Origin of the sequence: Enterococcus sp. BWB1-3 (assembly GCF_016745275.1) — a bacterium.
In the GTDB taxonomy this organism is placed as follows: Bacteria; Bacillota; Bacilli; order Lactobacillales; family Enterococcaceae; genus Enterococcus_L.
In genome coordinates, this window is the sequence record NZ_JADOEP010000007.1 from 68,460 (window position 1) to 84,427 (window position 15,968).

Genomic DNA, 15,968 nt, shown 5'->3' on the forward strand with positions numbered 1-15,968 from the left:
ATAATTCTGACAAGCGTGTTTATCTGTCGACTACTCCCCAGTCAAGTGATATGTTCAATCAACAAAGTATCATTTATAGTATAAATAAGTCAATTAAAAAATAACGAAAAACAAAATAAGATATTAAATAAAACTTGTTTTTTTATTCCTGTATGTTTGAATCTTTTTGAAATCCGTACTACTTCCATGATATACTACACTAGTTGAATTTAACAGAGGAGAGTAGAAAATGTAGATAAATTGAGTTATATTATATACTTTTACTTTGATTGGAATGGAGAAGAACACATGAATAATCCTAATTTGAAAAAACAGGTTGACAGTCGTCGAACGTTTGCGATTATTTCCCACCCGGATGCAGGGAAAACAACAATCACTGAACAGCTGCTGTTATTTGGTGGAGCGATTCGTCAGGCAGGAACAGTTAAGGGAAAAAAGACTGGGAATTTTGCAAAATCTGACTGGATGGAGATTGAAAAGCAGCGGGGAATTTCTGTAACGAGTTCAGTTATGCAGTTTGATTATGATGGAAAACGAGTGAATATATTGGATACTCCAGGGCACGAGGATTTTTCCGAAGATACTTACAGAACATTAATGGCAGTGGATAGTGCTGTCATGGTTATTGACAGTGCCAAAGGGATTGAGGCCCAAACGAAAAAACTTTTCCAGGTTGTTAAGAAAAGAGGAATTCCTATTTTCACCTTTATTAATAAATTGGACAGAGATGGAAGAGAGCCGCTGGATTTGCTTGAGGAGCTTGAGGAACTGCTGGATATTGAATCTTATCCTATGAACTGGCCGATCGGTATGGGTAAAGGTCTGGAAGGCTTGTATGATATTTATAATCAGAGAGTCGAAGTTTATCGACCGGAGACAAATAATAGTGAAAAGTACATTCCTTTAACAAATGGAACAATCCCTGAAAGTCATTCGTTAAATGAGAATAACCTTTATCATCAGGCACTGGAGGATGTTGAGCTGCTGTTGGAAGCTGGAGATGCTTTTGATGAAGAAAAAATAGCACAGGGAAATCAGACACCTGTATTTTTCGGTTCGGCCTTGACTAATTTTGGTGTTCAGACTTTTTTGGAAACTTTCCTGAAGTTTGCTCCATCACCTTACGGGCATAAAACAGAAGATGGTAAAGAAATCAGCCCTTATGAAGAAGAGTTTTCAGGTTTTGTTTTTAAGATTCAGGCAAATATGAATCCTGCACACAGGGATAGAATTGCTTTTGTCAGAATTTGTTCAGGAACATTTGAACGCGGAATGGATATTGTGCTTGAACGGACGGATAAGAAAATAAAGTTGAGCAATGTAACCCAATTTATGGCTGATGCGAGAGAAAATGTGGACGAGGCTGTTGCCGGAGACATTATTGGCGTTTACGATACAGGGAACTATCAAATTGGAGATACTCTGTACGAAGGGAAGTTAAAAGTGAAATATGAAGAGCTGCCTTCGTTTACACCAGAATTGTTTATGAAAGTTACTGCTAAAAATGTAATGAAGCAAAAATCTTTCCATAAAGGGATGTACCAGCTGGTTCAGGAGGGCGCTATTCAGCTTTATAAAACTTACCTGACAGAAGAGTATATTATCGGAGCAGTGGGGCAGCTGCAATTTGAAGTATTCCAGCATCGAATGAATAATGAATATAACTCAGAAGTGGTCATGACACCGATGGGCTCTAAAATTGCCCGCTGGATTAAACCAGAGGATTTGGATGAACGCATGAGCTCAAGTAGGAATATTTTGGCGAAGGATCGTTTTGATCAGCCTCTGTTCTTGTTTGAAAATGAATTTGCAATGCGCTGGTTTGCCGACAAGTACCCAGATGTTGAATTAAGCAGCTTACTATAATAAAAGGATGCGAAGTGAGAGCAAAATCTGTGATAAGCATAGATTGAGCTCTTGCTTCGCTTTTTGATGCTAGTTTTTTTGAATTTAGAAGATTTAGTGAAAATATAGAAGCATGATTTTTCAAGCTTTTCTGCAAAGTTACCGTCCGAAAGAATAATGATAGAAACAGTCTGCAATTTTATACTTCTGCCCGTTATAATAGAAATGCAACTAACGAAACGAAGAGTGTTATGGCTAAGAGAGAAACGGTGTCAAAGGATTTTGAAGAAATCTGCGAACGTGGAAATCGTGAAGAAATAAAAAAATTTTGAGAATAGTCAGGTGGCAGCTTATTTGGCTATAACAAAGCCAATGTATTCAGTATCAGAGAAATTCGGGAAACATTCATTATTTGATTGATGGAATAAAATGCGAATATCAATATGCAGGATCACCAGCAGAGAACTGCTCTTCACAATTATGCGGGCTATGGGGTGAAGAATCTGGAAGCGCTGATTAATGCTGGAGCAGATGTTGATGCTTTGGATTATCAGGGGGAGACACTATTGTTTAGTACAACTAATCATGTAGAGTACCCTATACTATTAAAGTCAGGCTTATTAAAGGAACAGCAGGAAATCTGCAGTTAGCTAATCCTTTGATTATTAAAGATTGCCCGCAGTTTCAGTTCAAAGCTGTGAAGTTTTTGGTCAGCGATTCAACCTTATTATGAGGCTGTTAGACAGATTCAAATTGCAGAAGAAGCTGAAGGTATGCTTGTAGGAAAAAATGTTCGGCCGGATATCGTGTTTCAGCCATATGAAATACTCGTTATACAGACAGAGATAAAATAATCAGGCGATAGAGGAGAGAGTGGTTAGACTATTTTCTGATAAACAGAAGGAACAGACTCGTCGTCTTGAGTGTTTCTCAAAAAGAGGAATCTGTTCCTTCTCAATTTCTAACCAGTGCTTGTGACAATGGAATCGATATTTCTGTAATGCCTTTTATTTCGATTGTTTCTATTTTTTCCTTTTCAATCAGTTCTTTAGGCAGTCTCCTTAAAAAGAACTTTAAAATTTCGTTGGTTTCCGTTTTTCGGATTGCCCGTTTTTGATTTAAAATCAAAATTTCAACATGCTTTTCTGCTTCGGAATAAACAACGGTTGTATTTCCTTCAGAATAGACTTTCACAAAATGAGCATCTGTATTTTCCAACTGTTTATTTACCAGTTTTCTATGGCTGTTTGTAACGTTAACTAGTTTCATATTTTCACCTCAACTTCCGGATAAATTCGTCCATACCAATTATGTAAAATATAACACACTTTAATTATAAACTTTTTTTTTCAAATAAAAAGAATTCTGCTTAAATTTTATCATAAAATACGATGGAAAGAAGACTAATATTTTACTTTTTTCAACACTATTGACAGTTTGGATAAAAAACGATCAGACCACTGTCTTATTCATCTCGGTCTGATCGTTAATTGCTATTATCTAATCAAAAAAATTGTTGTTTACTCTGACTTGGTTTCATCAACAGCTTCTTCAGAAGTTACGATGATTTTTCCTTCATCCGTTAACTCTGCAGCCAGCTGATGTTCGCTGGAGTGATCCAAATAATATTCTGCAATACCATCTTCAATATGTTCCTGAATAGTCCGACGCAGTGGGCGGGCACCCATGGCAGGATCATAACCGAGATCAACCAGTTTTTGTTTCACTTCTGTTGGTACTTCGATATGCAGCTTTTGAGATGCAAGTAATTGATTTACTTCATCCAGCATCAGGCTGACAATCTTCAGCAAATCTTCCTTATCCAAAGCTTTGAATTCAACAATCCCGTCAAATCTGTTAAGAAATTCAGGAGTGAAGAAATTGTTTAATTGTCCTAAAATCGAACGAGTAATTCCTTCACGTGCTGCACCGAAGCCGACATTTGCTTCAATTTTTCCGCTTCCAGCATTGCTGGTCATGATAATAATGGTATCCTTAAAGCTTACCGTTCTTCCCTGAGCATCAGTCAGGCGGCCATCATCAAGAATTTGCAGGAACATGTGCAGAACATCCGGATGTGCTTTTTCAATTTCATCCAGCAGGATCAGACTGTAAGGATTTCTACGTACTTTTTCTGTCAGCTGACCAGCTTCTTCATAGCCTACATAGCCAGGAGGGGAACCAATTAGTTTCGCCACACTGTGTTTTTCCATATATTCACTCATATCGAAACGAATCATGGTATCTTCCGAACCAAATAGTTCAAATGCCAGCTGTTTAGCCAGTTCAGTTTTACCGACACCTGTTGGTCCGACAAACAGAAATGAGCCGATTGGGCGGTTCTTTTTGCCGAGACCGACCCGATTTCTTCGAATTGCTTTAGCAACTTTATCCACAGCGTCATCTTGCCCGATTACATTGGCTTTTAGATCTTCTGCCAGATTTTTCAACTGTGTCTGTTCCTTTTCTTTCAATTCGCCGACAGGAATACCTGTACGCTGCTCCACAATTGCTTCAATGATCTTTTCATCGATGACAGGTGTTTCTTCGTCACTGACCTGTTTTTCTTTCATCCGCTGCAGCTTATTGATTTGATCACGGTAATAGGCTGCTTTTTCAAAGTCTTCTTCTGCAGATGCCTGTTGTTTTTGTTGTTCGGCTTCTGCCAGCTTCTTCTCAATTGTTTTTGGATCAGCAATTTGAATAGTCAAATTCATTTTTGATCCGGATTCATCCAGCAGATCAATTGCTTTATCCGGCAGGAAACGATCCTGAATGTAACGGTTGGAAAGATAGGCTGCTGCTTTGATCGCTTCATCTGTGTATTTTACGTGATGATAATCTTCATAGCGTTTTTGCAGTCCCTGTAATATTGCAATGGTTTCCTCAACAGAAGGCTCATCGACACGAACCGGCTGCATCCGACGTTCAAGGGCAGCATCTTTTTCAATAATGCGGTACTCGCTTAAAGTTGTTGCACCAACCATTTGAAGTTCTCCGCGAGCCAGAGCTGGTTTTAAAATATTCCCTGCATCCATGTTTCCATCCCCGGCAGCACCTGCACCGACAAGCTCGTGAACTTCATCGATGAACAGAATAATATTTTCAGCCGTTTTAATTTCTTCGACCAATTTTTGAATCCGTTCTTCAAATTGTCCTCGGATACCGGTTCCCTGAACAAGAGATGCGACATCAAGTCGAATGACTTCCTTTTCAAGAAGCTTTTGAGGGACATCTCCGTCAACAATCTTTTGAGCGAGACCTTCAACTACGGCTGTTTTACCGACACCGGGTTCACCGATCAGAACGGGGTTGTTTTTTGTTCTTCTATTTAAAATTTCTATCACGCGTTTAATTTCTTTATCACGCCCGATAACAGGATCAATATCTCCGTTTCTGGCAGCTTCGGTAATATTAATGCCGTATTCACCCAGCAGACCTTCTGCCTGTCCGGGTCTTTCAGGAGGCTGTCCGTTAAAACCATTTCCTCCGCCGAACTGTGCAGGTGGAATTTGTTGACCTGGTTGATCATTTTGCTGCATTTGACGGGACAGTGAACGATATAAATCATCCAAGCTTCCAAAACCAAAGGGGTCTTGTGACATCGTTGGAGAAGAATTATTTGACTGAGATTTTAATTTCTGATAACAGCTTTGACAATAGTCCAGCTGCTTTCTTTGACCATTGACATTGGCGTATAGGTGAATTGTGGCTTCATTTTGATTACAGTTTTGACAAATCATCTGCTATAACACGTCCTTTCACTTCGTAAGACTAAAATAAAGTCTGCTGAAAAGGTCAAAATAGAAACTGACCTTTATTGACCTTTGAAGATATTATAGCATGTTTGCTCACAGAATCAAGTAATTTAACTCAAAAAATGTAATGAAATCAAGACATATTTTCAGCTTGTTAAAGCAATTAGCTTAGACAAAAAATGGAGTTTCAATTAAAATGGAAGCAGTGGAAAAAAGGAGGGATGTTTTCGATGTTTGAAAATCCATTTGAAGAAAAAATTCAACAGCTGAAGGTCGGAGAGATCGTTGAAATTGTTGTTGAAAAAAATGATTTCGACCTTTTCAGGGAAGCGTGGAAGATTCTTCCTGATCGAACAAGAATCGTAGGTGAAGCGGGACTGAATGGAAGAATTATTTACCGATTAACAGATTAATTGAAAAGGTTTCCGCAATTCCTTAAAAAATCGGCAAAAACAGTTGTAACAAGGTAAAAAAAATGGTAATCTTAAAAATTGAAAGGGTTGTTTCCAGACAGTGATTCTATCACTGGAGCCCCCTAACATTAAAATATTTTACTTACGAAGGAGACCGATTCATATGGAAAAGAAAGATTTTCACGTTGTAGCAGAAACAGGGATTCATGCTCGTCCAGCTACATTATTAGTACAAACTGCAAGTAAATTCAACTCTGATATTAATTTAGAGTACAAAGGTAAATCAGTTAACCTTAAATCAATCATGGGTGTTATGTCTCTTGGTGTTGGTCAGGGCTCTGATGTTACAATTTCTGTAGATGGTGTTGACGAAGCAGAAGCAATGGCTGCTATTGTTGATACTATGAAAAAAGAAGGATTGTCAGAATAATGTCTGAGATGTTAAAGGGGATTGCCGCAAGTGATGGTGTTGCAATTGCTAAGGCCTATCTTCTTGTTCAACCAGACTTGTCATTTAAAAAGGTATCTGTAGAGGATACTGCAGCAGAAGAAAAACGTTTGGATGATGCTTTGGCAGAGTCTGCAATGGAACTTCAAGCTATCAGAGAAAAGGCAGCAAAAAGTCTTGGTGAAGAAGAAGCACAGGTTTTTGATGCACACTTAATGGTTTTAGCTGATCCGGAAATGATTGGACAGATTAAACAAAATATTCAAGACAACACAGTAAATGCTGAAGCAGCTTTAAAAGAAGTTACTGATATGTATATCGGTATGTTCGAAGCAATGGATGACAATGCATACATGCAGGAACGTGCTGCGGATATTCGTGACGTAGCTAAACGTGTGCTGGCGCATTTGCTGAACGTAACATTGCCGAATCCTTCAATGATTAACGAAGAAGTAATCGTTGTTGCGCATGATTTAACTCCAAGTGATACAGCTCAGCTGGATAGAACGTATGTAAAAGCTTTTGTTACTGATATTGGCGGACGTACTTCTCACTCAGCGATTATGGCTCGCTCACTTGAAATTCCTGCAATTGTAGGAACAATGGAAATCACCGGCAAAGTAAAAGCAGGAGATATTCTGGCAGTTAACGGTATTGACGGAGATGTGATTATTCACCCTTCTGATGCTGAAAAAGCTGACTTTGAAGCAAAAGGAAAGGCATATGCTGATCTGAAAGCTGAATGGGAAAAGCTGAAAAATACAAAAACTGAAACTGCTGACGGCAAACATTTTGAATTGGCTGCCAACATTGGAACACCGAAAGATTTAGATGGTGTTCATAAGAACGGCGGAGAAGCTGTTGGTTTATACCGTACAGAATTTCTATATATGGATTCTCCTGATTTTCCAACTGAGGAAGATCAGTATGTAGCATATAAAGCGGTTCTAGAAGGAATGGAAGGCAAACCGGTTGTTGTCCGTACAATGGATATCGGTGGAGACAAGGAACTTCCTTATCTTAAATTGCCTCATGAAATGAACCCGTTTCTAGGCTATCGGGCATTACGAATCAGCTTGTCAGAACAGGGAGATGAGATGTTCCGCACACAGATGCGTGCATTGCTTCGTGCTTCTATTCATGGCAATCTGCGTATCATGTTCCCAATGGTCGCTACTCTGAAAGAATTCAGAGCTGCTAAAAAGATCTTTGAAGAAGAAAAACAAAAATTAGTAAGTGAAGGAATCGAAGTGTCTGATACTATTCAAGTAGGTATCATGATTGAAATTCCAGCAGCAGCAGTAATTGCAGACAAATTTGCTAAAGAAGTTGACTTCTTCAGTATTGGGACAAATGATTTGATCCAGTATACAATGGCCGCTGATCGTATGAACGAACGCGTTTCATACTTATACCAACCATACAACCCGTCTATTTTGCGTTTGATTAAAAACGTTATTGATTCAGCTCATGCTGAAGGTAAGTGGGCAGGTATGTGCGGAGAGATGGCTGGAGATCAAACAGCAGTACCACTTTTAGTAGGTATGGGTCTGGATGAGTTCTCAATGAGTGCTACATCTATTCTTAAAACACGTAGTTTAATGAAACGTCTTGATACTGGTAAAATGGCTGAGCTTGCGGATCGTGCATTAAATGAGTGCGATACAATGGAAGAAGTTGTTGAGCTGGTAGAAGAGTTCACTAAATAAGCAAGCAGTACAGTCTTCGCTCGTGATTGCGGGTGAAGGCTTTTTTTGTTGAAAAATGAAAACAATGGGGAGGCAGGTATTGATAATTGAGTGAATGGAGCAGTCAGTTATCAGCTTTTTGGAGCTATACGTTTAAGCTGCCAGCATGCTGAAATAAAGAGCCCTAAAATGAAAAGGCTTGAGGCTAAGAAAAAAGGTTCCAGCAGGCAGAACGAACAGATGGTTTCAGGAAATTTGTCAGTAAAATCATATTGTGCTTAAATAGAGTTGCAGGGCTGAGGGAGGAAGAAAAATGTCGTTAAATTATAAAGCGATCGAACAGGTAGTTAACGAAGAAACGGATACTGGAGGATTTCCACAGTTGATTAGAGCATTCAAAGCATTAAATGTTAACAAATATGAGTATTTTGTTGCAGAAGGACTGTATCGGTATCATGATGCACATTCATTTGTTGATATGAAAATGAATGGGGTTCCGAAAATTGTAGAAAAAGAAACAAGCTTCAACGGAATCACAGAAGCGGTTAAGCAAGCTCAGGCTGGGGTGATAAATTTTGAGCAGTTTTGTGAACTTGCCGGGAAGTCCGGTATCAGTTATTGGGTCTCTGATTTGGAAACAATGACGATTGCTTACTGTGACCTGTTTGGGACCATCATTTTAACTGAACCAATCCCGGAAGCAGAAAATAACTGATAGTCAGCGTGAAAAGCCCCGTATCAGCTGTTGAAATTGTTGATTTGGCGGCTGAGCATTTGATTAATTGTATACTGCAGTTTCATTTTTACAGGAAAAATAATTATTTTTGACTGTTTCACCCTAAAATATTTACATTTTTCCAGTGATAGTGTACTATTTAAAGGTATGCATAACATAACTATGATGTATAAATAAATGTTATTCGGAGGGAATTTAATGTCTGCGAAATGGGAAAAAAAAGGCACAAATGATGGTGTCCTAACTTTTTCAATCGATAGCGAAACAATCGAAAAAGGGTTGAAAAAAGCATTCGATAAAGTAAAGAAAAATCTTAATGTTCCAGGTTTCCGTAAAGGAAAAGTATCTCGTCAGGTGTTTAACCGTATGTATGGTGAAGAAGCATTGTACGAAGATGCATTAAACGCTGTTTTACCTGAAGCTTATGAAGCAGCAGTTAAGGAAGCGGATATTGATCCGGTTTCTCAACCAAAAATTGATGTTGAAAGTATGAATAAAGGTGAAAACTGGGTAATTACAGCAGAAGTAACAGTGAAACCTGAAGTAAAACTTGGTGAGTATAAAAAACTGACTGTTGAAAAACAGGATCGTGAAGTAACAGAAGCAGATGTTGAAGAACGTCTTGCTCATGAACAGGCATCTCAAGCAGAGCTTGTAATTAAAGAAGACGAACCAGCTGAAACTGGTGATACTGTAGTTATCGATTTTGAAGGATTTAAAGCTGGGGAAGCATTTGATGGCGGAAAAGGAGAAAATTATTCTCTTGAGCTAGGTTCAAATTCTTTCATTCCAGGATTTGAAGATCAGTTAGTTGGTAAAAAAGCAGGAGAAGAGACAGAAGTAAACGTAACTTTCCCTGAAGATTATCAGGCTGAAGATCTTGCGGGGCAGGAAGCTGTCTTCAAAGTAAAAGTACATGAAGTGAAAGGTAAAGAACTGCCAGAGCTTGATGATGACTTTGCTAAAGATGTTGATGATTCAGTTGAAACATTAGCTGAATTAAAAGAAAAATATCGTACAGAGCTTACTAAATCAAAAAATGAAGCTGCTGAAGAAGCAAAAGACGAAGCTGCAATTCGTTTAGCTGTTGAAAATGCTGAGATCGTTGATCTTCCGCATGTAATGGTACATGATGAAGTTCACCGTTCAATGGATGAATTCCTGAACAACATGCAGCGTCAGGGAATTGCTCCAGATATGTATTACCAGTTAACAGGTACAACGGAAGCTGATCTTCATAAACAATTTGAAGGTGAAGCTGAAAATCGTACAAAAACAAATCTTGTGATTGAAGCGATTGCTGAAGCTGAAAAAATTGAAGCAACAAAAGAAGATATTGAGGCTGAAATCAAAGATTTGGCTGAACAATATAATATGCCGGAAGATCAGGTTCGTCGCGTGTTGACTGAGGACATGCTGAAACATGATATCCGCATGAAAAAAGCTGTAGAAGTTGTTACTGAAACAGCAGTAGAAAAATAATTTTATAATACGAAACGGGGTCGGTGATAAATTTATCTGATCCCGTTTTTTTGTCAACCTCTAAATTCTGTGAAGTATCAAAAATGGTATAATTAATTTGCGTATGCTATAGTTTAAACGTATAGATTTTCGGTTATTATGGAAAAGTTTTATTTTAAGCAGCAATTGATTATGCTAAAAGAGGTCAAGACTCTTTTTCTACAAATAAATCGATTCTTCCGCTTGCTAATAAAGCAGCGGGCTGTTCAGTTATCAATGTGAATCGGATTGTGATAGAGGTGGATGAAATGAGAAAAACTGAAAAAATATATATGTTGTCGCACTTAAGCAGCAATTCAAAAGATGAACTGACAGAACTGCTGAAGGACTGGGTCAGTTTTGTCAGGATTTTAACTGATCCTGAAATATTTCGGATAAATGATGGAGAAACGGAAGCTTTCAATTTGTTTAGAATAAAAGAAGCATTTGAGCAGCTGACTCCAGAAAGTAATCTTTGGCTGAAGATCCGAGCAGCTGGAGGCGAGTTTCAAGTACATATCTCAGGATTGACGATTGTGGAGAGAAACATTTTCGATGCCAGTATCTTTTCAGCTTATCACAAAATGGTTGAAAATTACTGTGATCTGAGAATGGAAAAAAATGGGACTTACGGGTATATTCGATCACTGGATGAATATTTGTATAATAATGTGGAAAGACTGGATAAACGGGATTTTCAAAGCCAAGATGAATTGGAAAAACTGCCGAAGCGTTACAACTACAACAAGGAGATTGTCGTTGATTGTAATCTTTTTTCGGGCTATGATATTTATTATAAAGGGTTATGTATGACCTCATGCTGGAAAATGTATTATTCCAATCTATATTTTCAGATTATTCCAAGACAGATTTTCCTGGAAGTACAGCAGGTGCAAACTATTGAAGAGCTGCAAAATGATATGGTGAAAATTTCTTTGTATTTAGATCCTTTTAAATGGGAAGCTGAAGTCAATCAGAAATATCAGTGCTTTTTCAGAGAACAGATAGGCTTTGATCAGCTGGTGTGGACCAACGGAGTAGGCGTATTACGGCCGCCATTAATAGAATTTGCATTCATTGATCAGGCGGTACAGACTGTTCAGTATCAAAACGATCAGCTTCAACCAGTTGAAAAAAAGAAAGCAACTTATTTTGTGACTCGCAGCAGTGATTATATTAGAAAGGAATATTCAGAAAATCGAACAAGAGGAATTTTAAATGTACAGGCGTATTTTCCATGGATTGACCATGAGGGAAAAAAAATGATGAATTATCGCGTCTTAAATCCGGAACTGACTCTTGACGAAGGGCTCTCTGCTTATGAATTTTATATTCGTCAATATCTTGAAATAGATATCATGGATGAAAGATATGAATCATACATTGCAGTGCTGCGCTTCTATTTACCGGATCAGTTTCTGAAGGAGCTTCCTTTGGAGCCTCTGTATGAAAAACTCTATGATGTAACTATCAGTAATTTAAATCAGGAGAAGGAAGTGACTTATTTTGATTTAGACAAAGCAAAAAATCATTTAAGAGTGGCTTTTCTGAGTAATACTCAGCTTGAAGCAAAGAACTTGAAAATGGCAGTAGAAGAAGAATGAAATGCAAACAGGTTGTAAGGGCATTAAAAAAGCTGCCGGGAAATTGATTCCCGGCAGCTTTTTTATAAATTTAAGCTTTCACTTCAATAACAGATTTCTTTAATGAGCCGACCACAATCGCTGAGACAAGAGCACCCACTGCGATGAACAGCAAGTACATGATTGGATTGTTTAGCAGCAATGCAACGAAAATACCGCCGTGAGGAGCTAAGAGACGAATACCCATTCCGCCGACCAAGGCACCTGTCAATGCAGAGCCGACAATAAATCCGGGAATCACCCGAAGCGGATCGGCTGCAGCAAACGGAATTGCTCCTTCTGTTACAAAAGACAGTCCCATAATCAGATTGGTCAGTCCTGCATCTTTTTGATCTTGTGTAAACTTGTTTTTGAATAATAAAGTAGCAATAAAGATAGCCAGCGGAGGAACCATTCCTCCTGCCATTACAGCTGCCATAATCACACTGCCGCCTTCTGTTAAAGAAGTTGCAATGGAAGCAGTTCCGAAAACATAAGCGGCTTTATTAATTGGTCCGCCTAAGTCAACAGCCATCATGCCTGCCAGCAGGGCACCTAGTAAAGCTGCGTTTGTTCCGTCAAGCCCTAGCAGGAAACTGTTTAAACCATCATTGATTACTTTCATAGGAATATTAATAAGCAGCATTGCTGCCCCGGTAATCAATAAACCAAATACCGGATAAAACAGAATTGTTTTAATTCCATCTAGAGATTTCGGCAGATTTCGGAAAAGCTTTTTCAAAAGAACAATGACATAGCCTGCAAGGAAGCCACCAATAAGTGCGCCAAGGAAACCTGCTCCTCCAGTATTTGCTAAAGCTCCTGCAGCAAATCCAACAATTAATCCAGGTCGGTCGGCTATACTAGATGCAATAAAACCAGCTAATACAGGCAGCATAAAGCCGAAAGCCGCACTGCCTATCTGATTGAACCAGCTTGCTGCTTCGTTGTAGCTTCCCAAACTCGCCAACTGATCCTGTGGAACACCTAAAAACTGGTCAATCATAAATGAAAGAGCAATAGCAATTCCGCCGCCAATGACGAAAGGAAGCATATGAGAAACACCATTCATCAAATCCTTATAAATTCTTGAACCAACGGAGCCTTCAGCAGCATCGTCTTCAGCAGAATGAGAGCCATCATCTTTTCCGTGGAAAACAGGGGCATTGTTGCTTACTGCCAAATCTATAAGTTCTTCTGGCTTGCGAATTCCATCACTGACAGGTCGGTTTACCAGATTTTTTCCATTAAAACGATTCATTTCCACTTTTTTATCTGCCGCAACGATAACTCCGTCAGCACGGGCAATTTCTTCAGCAGTCAGCTTGTTTTTAATTCCTTCTGAGCCATTTGTCTCTACCTTGATTTCAATACCCATTTCTTTAGCTTTCTTCTTGAGTGCATCTTCGGCCATATAAGTATGGGCAATACCAGTAGGGCAGGCAGTGACTGCTACGATAAATTTTTCTCCAGCTTTTGGGGAAGCCTGCAGTGCTTGTTCCTGCTGTTCTGCTTCTCGTCTTTTTTGTTCTGCAGACTGAAACAGTTCCTGAACTTGTTCTGGTGTTTTCGCATTTTTCAATTGTGCAACAAAATCGGGATTAACCAGTAATTTGGAAAGAGCCGCCAATGCTTGAAGATGGGTATCGTTTGCACCTTCAGGAGCCGCAATCATAAAGAACAAGTAAACAGGCTGTCCGTCCAGAGATTCATAGTCAATGCCTTTCCTGCTTTTTGCAAACAAAACGGTAGCCTCTTTAACCGCATTATTTTTGGCATGAGGCATAGCAATTCCATCGCCCAATCCAGTTGAAGTTTGCGCTTCTCGTGCTAAGATCCCCTCTTTGTATGTTTGGATATCGGAGATACGACCGCCGGCATACATTTTAGCAACCATTTCATCAATGGCTTCTTGTTTGTCTGTTGCTTGTAAATCCATAATCATGACGTCTTTGATAAGTAAATCTTTGATGTCCATAATGTTGTTCCTCCCTTTACATTTTTTTTATTTTAACTTCGTTAACCAGTTTATTGATAAGCTCAGCAGCTGCCAGATCATCTGAAAAAGCAGTAGCACTTCCGCAGGCAACCCCCCATTTGAATGCTTCAATTGGATCATTGGTTTCTGAAAATTTTCCGACGAATCCGGCAATCATTGAATCGCCTGCACCTACAGAATTTTTTAATGGATAGTTTAATACATTGGATTGATAAACAGCTTCTTTTGTGAAGAGGAGAGCACCATCACCGGCCATTGATACAATAGCGTATTTTGCACCTTCTTTTAAAAGTTGCTGACCGTATGGCAATATGTCTGATACACTCGTAAAAGATGTCTGATAAAGTTCAGCCAGTTCATGATTGTTAGGCTTAACTACTAAAGGTCGCTTACCTAGAGCGATCTTTAAATCCTCTCCGGTAGTATCAATTACAAATTCAGCACCGCTTGAAGTAACCAGCTCTATCAGCTCTTTATAAAAGCCGACAGGAAGACTTGGCGGAGTGCTCCCTGAGAGGATGACAATGTCACCGGGAGAAAGGACTGAAAATTGTACTTTTAATTGCTCTGCTTCTTCATCAGATATTACTGGACCAGTACCATTTATTTCAGTTTCCTGATCAGATTTCAGCTTAATATTGATACGCGTATCGTCCTTCACTCCAGTAAAGCTTGTTTTGATCTTTTCTGAGGAAAGCCAATCTGAAATAAAGGTTCCGGTAAATCCTCCGATAAATCCCATTGCAGTAGATTCAATGGACATTCTTTTCAAAACTCTGGAAACATTGATCCCTTTTCCTCCGGGAAGCTTTATATCAGTTTGCATTCGATTCAACCCGCCGATTTCCAGATGGTTGACGTGGACAATATAATCGATGGAAGGATTAAGAGTTACTGTATAAATCATTTTGAAACCTCCTTAACTGTTGTTTTTTCCTGAAACTCTTTCAACAGATCTTCCGGACAATAATCTGTCAGTAAAATTACACTATCTAAATCAGCTACTTTGGTAAACGTAATTTTGTTTAGCTTGCTTTGATCTGCTAAAATAAATGCCTGATCTGCGTGCTGGATTGCCAGCCTTTTTAAAGCTGCTTCTTCGGGGTCAGGGGTAGTTAAGCCAAATTCAGGATGTACACCATTCATTCCCATGAAAGCTTTATTAAATCTGAATTGCTGCAGCTGCTCCATGCCGGATGCCCCGATAATTGCTTTAGTTGAAAGCTTTAATGTTCCGCCCAATATAATTGTGTTGATATTCAGATCAACCAGCTTGGCTGCATGATGCACCGAATTAGTGACAGCTGTGATCTTTTTTAGGGCTAAAAAAGGAATCATTTCCAGCGTTGTTGTCCCCGCATCAAGGTAAATAACATCTCCGTCAGCTACCTGATCAGCGGCAGTCTCTGCAATAAGTTGTTTGTTTTGAACGTTTTTGACTGATTTTTCAATCATTGACTGTTCAGTACCTAAATCATTTTTTATTTTGGCGCCGCCATGAATTCTTTCCAGAAGTCCTGCTTTTTCAAGGTCCTGCAGGTCCCTTCTAATAGTTGATTCTGAAGCGTTAAGGTAAGAAGTTAAATCTTGGGATTTTACAATTGACTGCTGCTCCAACAGCTCCTTTATTTTTTTATGACGTTCTTCTGTAAGCATTTCCATCCCTCATTTCACTGATATATTATCATGCTGAATAATAAAAATCAATCAAAAACAGTCAAAAACATCTAAAAACATTTAAATGTATCTGTATTTAACCAAAAAATTGAATTTTAGCAGCAGAAATTTGGGATAAAACAGTTCATTTTCTATTTTAATATTAAAGAAACAACTGGTTTTAGAAGAATAATCAATTCTTGAAGCTGCTGCAGAATAAATTGTTAAAATCAACAGGTCTTTTTAAAGAATTTCCCCCATTTATTTGGTATAATAGTAAGGATTGAAATTTAAGGGAGGACG

At 38.7% G+C, this 15,968-nt stretch carries 13 protein-coding genes; 8 read left to right on the forward strand and 5 right to left on the reverse strand.

Annotated features, from left to right (window positions below; translation table 11 throughout):
• The first annotated feature begins 288 nt into the window (after window positions 1–288).
• Complete coding sequence (locus tag IW492_RS07215) at window positions 289–1,866, forward strand: peptide chain release factor 3 (RefSeq protein WP_202066912.1); 1,578 nt, start codon at window positions 289–291, stop codon at window positions 1,864–1,866.
• 473 nt (window positions 1,867–2,339) lie between these two features.
• Window positions 2,340–2,495: a hypothetical protein gene (locus IW492_RS07220; protein WP_202066913.1), complete on the forward strand. Its 156-nt coding sequence runs from the start codon at window positions 2,340–2,342 to the stop codon at window positions 2,493–2,495.
• A gap of 304 nt (window positions 2,496–2,799) precedes the next feature.
• Here IW492_RS07220 and IW492_RS07225 read toward each other — a convergent pair whose 3' ends face one another.
• Together IW492_RS07225 and IW492_RS07230 are read right to left on the reverse strand one after the other, a co-directional pair.
• Window positions 2,800–3,114, reverse strand: a complete 315-nt coding sequence (locus IW492_RS07225) for a DUF1827 family protein (protein WP_202066914.1) — start codon at window positions 3,112–3,114, stop codon at window positions 2,800–2,802.
• 251 nt (window positions 3,115–3,365) lie between these two features.
• Window positions 3,366–5,588 (reverse strand): ATP-dependent Clp protease ATP-binding subunit, encoded by a 2,223-nt coding sequence (locus tag IW492_RS07230; RefSeq protein ID WP_202066915.1) that lies wholly within the window; start codon window positions 5,586–5,588, stop codon window positions 3,366–3,368.
• Window positions 5,589–5,833: 245 nt separating this feature from the next.
• Between IW492_RS07230 and IW492_RS07235 the strand changes: the two genes are divergently transcribed.
• The 6 genes from IW492_RS07235 (at window position 5,834) to IW492_RS07260 (ending at window position 11,992) form a co-directional block, all read left to right on the forward strand.
• Entirely contained in the window at window positions 5,834–6,016 is a 183-nt protein-coding gene (locus tag IW492_RS07235; RefSeq protein ID WP_202066916.1) for a hypothetical protein, read from the forward strand.
• Between the two features lie 163 nt (window positions 6,017–6,179).
• Window positions 6,180–6,446 (forward strand): phosphocarrier protein HPr, encoded by a 267-nt coding sequence (locus IW492_RS07240; RefSeq protein ID WP_202066917.1) that lies wholly within the window; start codon window positions 6,180–6,182, stop codon window positions 6,444–6,446.
• Window positions 6,446–8,173 carry a phosphoenolpyruvate--protein phosphotransferase gene (gene ptsP, locus IW492_RS07245; RefSeq protein ID WP_202066918.1) on the forward strand — a complete coding sequence of 576 codons (1,728 nt, stop codon included), beginning with the start codon at window positions 6,446–6,448 and terminating at the stop codon, window positions 8,171–8,173. Before IW492_RS07240 ends, ptsP begins: the two co-directional genes overlap by 1 nt.
• A 292-nt stretch (window positions 8,174–8,465) precedes the next feature.
• Window positions 8,466–8,867: a DUF1398 family protein gene (locus IW492_RS07250; RefSeq protein WP_202066919.1), complete on the forward strand. Its 402-nt coding sequence runs from the start codon at window positions 8,466–8,468 to the stop codon at window positions 8,865–8,867.
• Between the two features lie 219 nt (window positions 8,868–9,086).
• Complete coding sequence (gene tig / locus IW492_RS07255) at window positions 9,087–10,370, forward strand: trigger factor (protein WP_202066920.1); 1,284 nt, start codon at window positions 9,087–9,089, stop codon at window positions 10,368–10,370.
• Between the two features lie 287 nt (window positions 10,371–10,657).
• Complete coding sequence (locus tag IW492_RS07260; protein WP_202066921.1) at window positions 10,658–11,992, forward strand: hypothetical protein; 1,335 nt, start codon at window positions 10,658–10,660, stop codon at window positions 11,990–11,992.
• A 70-nt stretch (window positions 11,993–12,062) separates the two neighbouring features.
• On the opposite strand, the gene IW492_RS07265 is transcribed toward IW492_RS07260, so the two are convergent.
• Genes IW492_RS07265 through IW492_RS07275 form a run of 3 tightly spaced genes read right to left on the reverse strand, consistent with a single transcriptional unit; the run spans window position 12,063 to window position 15,665 of the window.
• Window positions 12,063–13,988: a PTS fructose transporter subunit IIABC gene (locus IW492_RS07265; protein ID WP_202066922.1), complete on the reverse strand. Its 1,926-nt coding sequence runs from the start codon at window positions 13,986–13,988 to the stop codon at window positions 12,063–12,065.
• Between the two features lie 16 nt (window positions 13,989–14,004).
• Window positions 14,005–14,916, reverse strand: coding sequence for a 1-phosphofructokinase (gene pfkB / locus IW492_RS07270; RefSeq protein WP_202066923.1), 912 nt, complete (start codon window positions 14,914–14,916; stop codon window positions 14,005–14,007).
• The gene (locus tag IW492_RS07275; RefSeq protein ID WP_330927585.1) at window positions 14,913–15,665 is read right to left on the reverse strand and encodes a DeoR/GlpR family DNA-binding transcription regulator; all 753 of its coding nucleotides are present in this window, start codon (window positions 15,663–15,665) and stop codon (window positions 14,913–14,915) included. The genes pfkB and IW492_RS07275 overlap by 4 nt, the downstream gene beginning before the upstream one ends.
• Window positions 15,666–15,968: the final 303 nt, after the last annotated feature.

Bases quoted from the DNA above. Each gene is read 5' to 3' on its own strand.
- IW492_RS07265 (WP_202066922.1), bottom strand. From the start codon at position 13,988: ATGGACATCAAAGATTTACTTATCAAAGACGTCATGATTATGGATTTA.
- pfkB (WP_202066923.1), bottom strand. From the start codon at position 14,916: ATGATTTATACAGTAACTCTTAATCCTTCCATCGATTATATTGTCCAC.
- IW492_RS07240 (WP_202066917.1), top strand. From the start codon at position 6,180: ATGGAAAAGAAAGATTTTCACGTTGTAGCAGAAACAGGGATTCATGCT.
- IW492_RS07215 (WP_202066912.1), top strand. From the start codon at position 289: ATGAATAATCCTAATTTGAAAAAACAGGTTGACAGTCGTCGAACGTTT.
- IW492_RS07225 (WP_202066914.1), bottom strand. From the start codon at position 3,114: ATGAAACTAGTTAACGTTACAAACAGCCATAGAAAACTGGTAAATAAA.
- ptsP (WP_202066918.1), top strand. From the start codon at position 6,446: ATGTCTGAGATGTTAAAGGGGATTGCCGCAAGTGATGGTGTTGCAATT.
- IW492_RS07275 (WP_330927585.1), bottom strand. From the start codon at position 15,665: ATGCTTACAGAAGAACGTCATAAAAAAATAAAGGAGCTGTTGGAGCAG.
- tig (WP_202066920.1), top strand. From the start codon at position 9,087: ATGTCTGCGAAATGGGAAAAAAAAGGCACAAATGATGGTGTCCTAACT.
- IW492_RS07250 (WP_202066919.1), top strand. From the start codon at position 8,466: ATGTCGTTAAATTATAAAGCGATCGAACAGGTAGTTAACGAAGAAACG.
- IW492_RS07230 (WP_202066915.1), bottom strand. From the start codon at position 5,588: ATGATTTGTCAAAACTGTAATCAAAATGAAGCCACAATTCACCTATAC.
- IW492_RS07260 (WP_202066921.1), top strand. From the start codon at position 10,658: ATGAGAAAAACTGAAAAAATATATATGTTGTCGCACTTAAGCAGCAAT.
- IW492_RS07235 (WP_202066916.1), top strand. From the start codon at position 5,834: ATGTTTGAAAATCCATTTGAAGAAAAAATTCAACAGCTGAAGGTCGGA.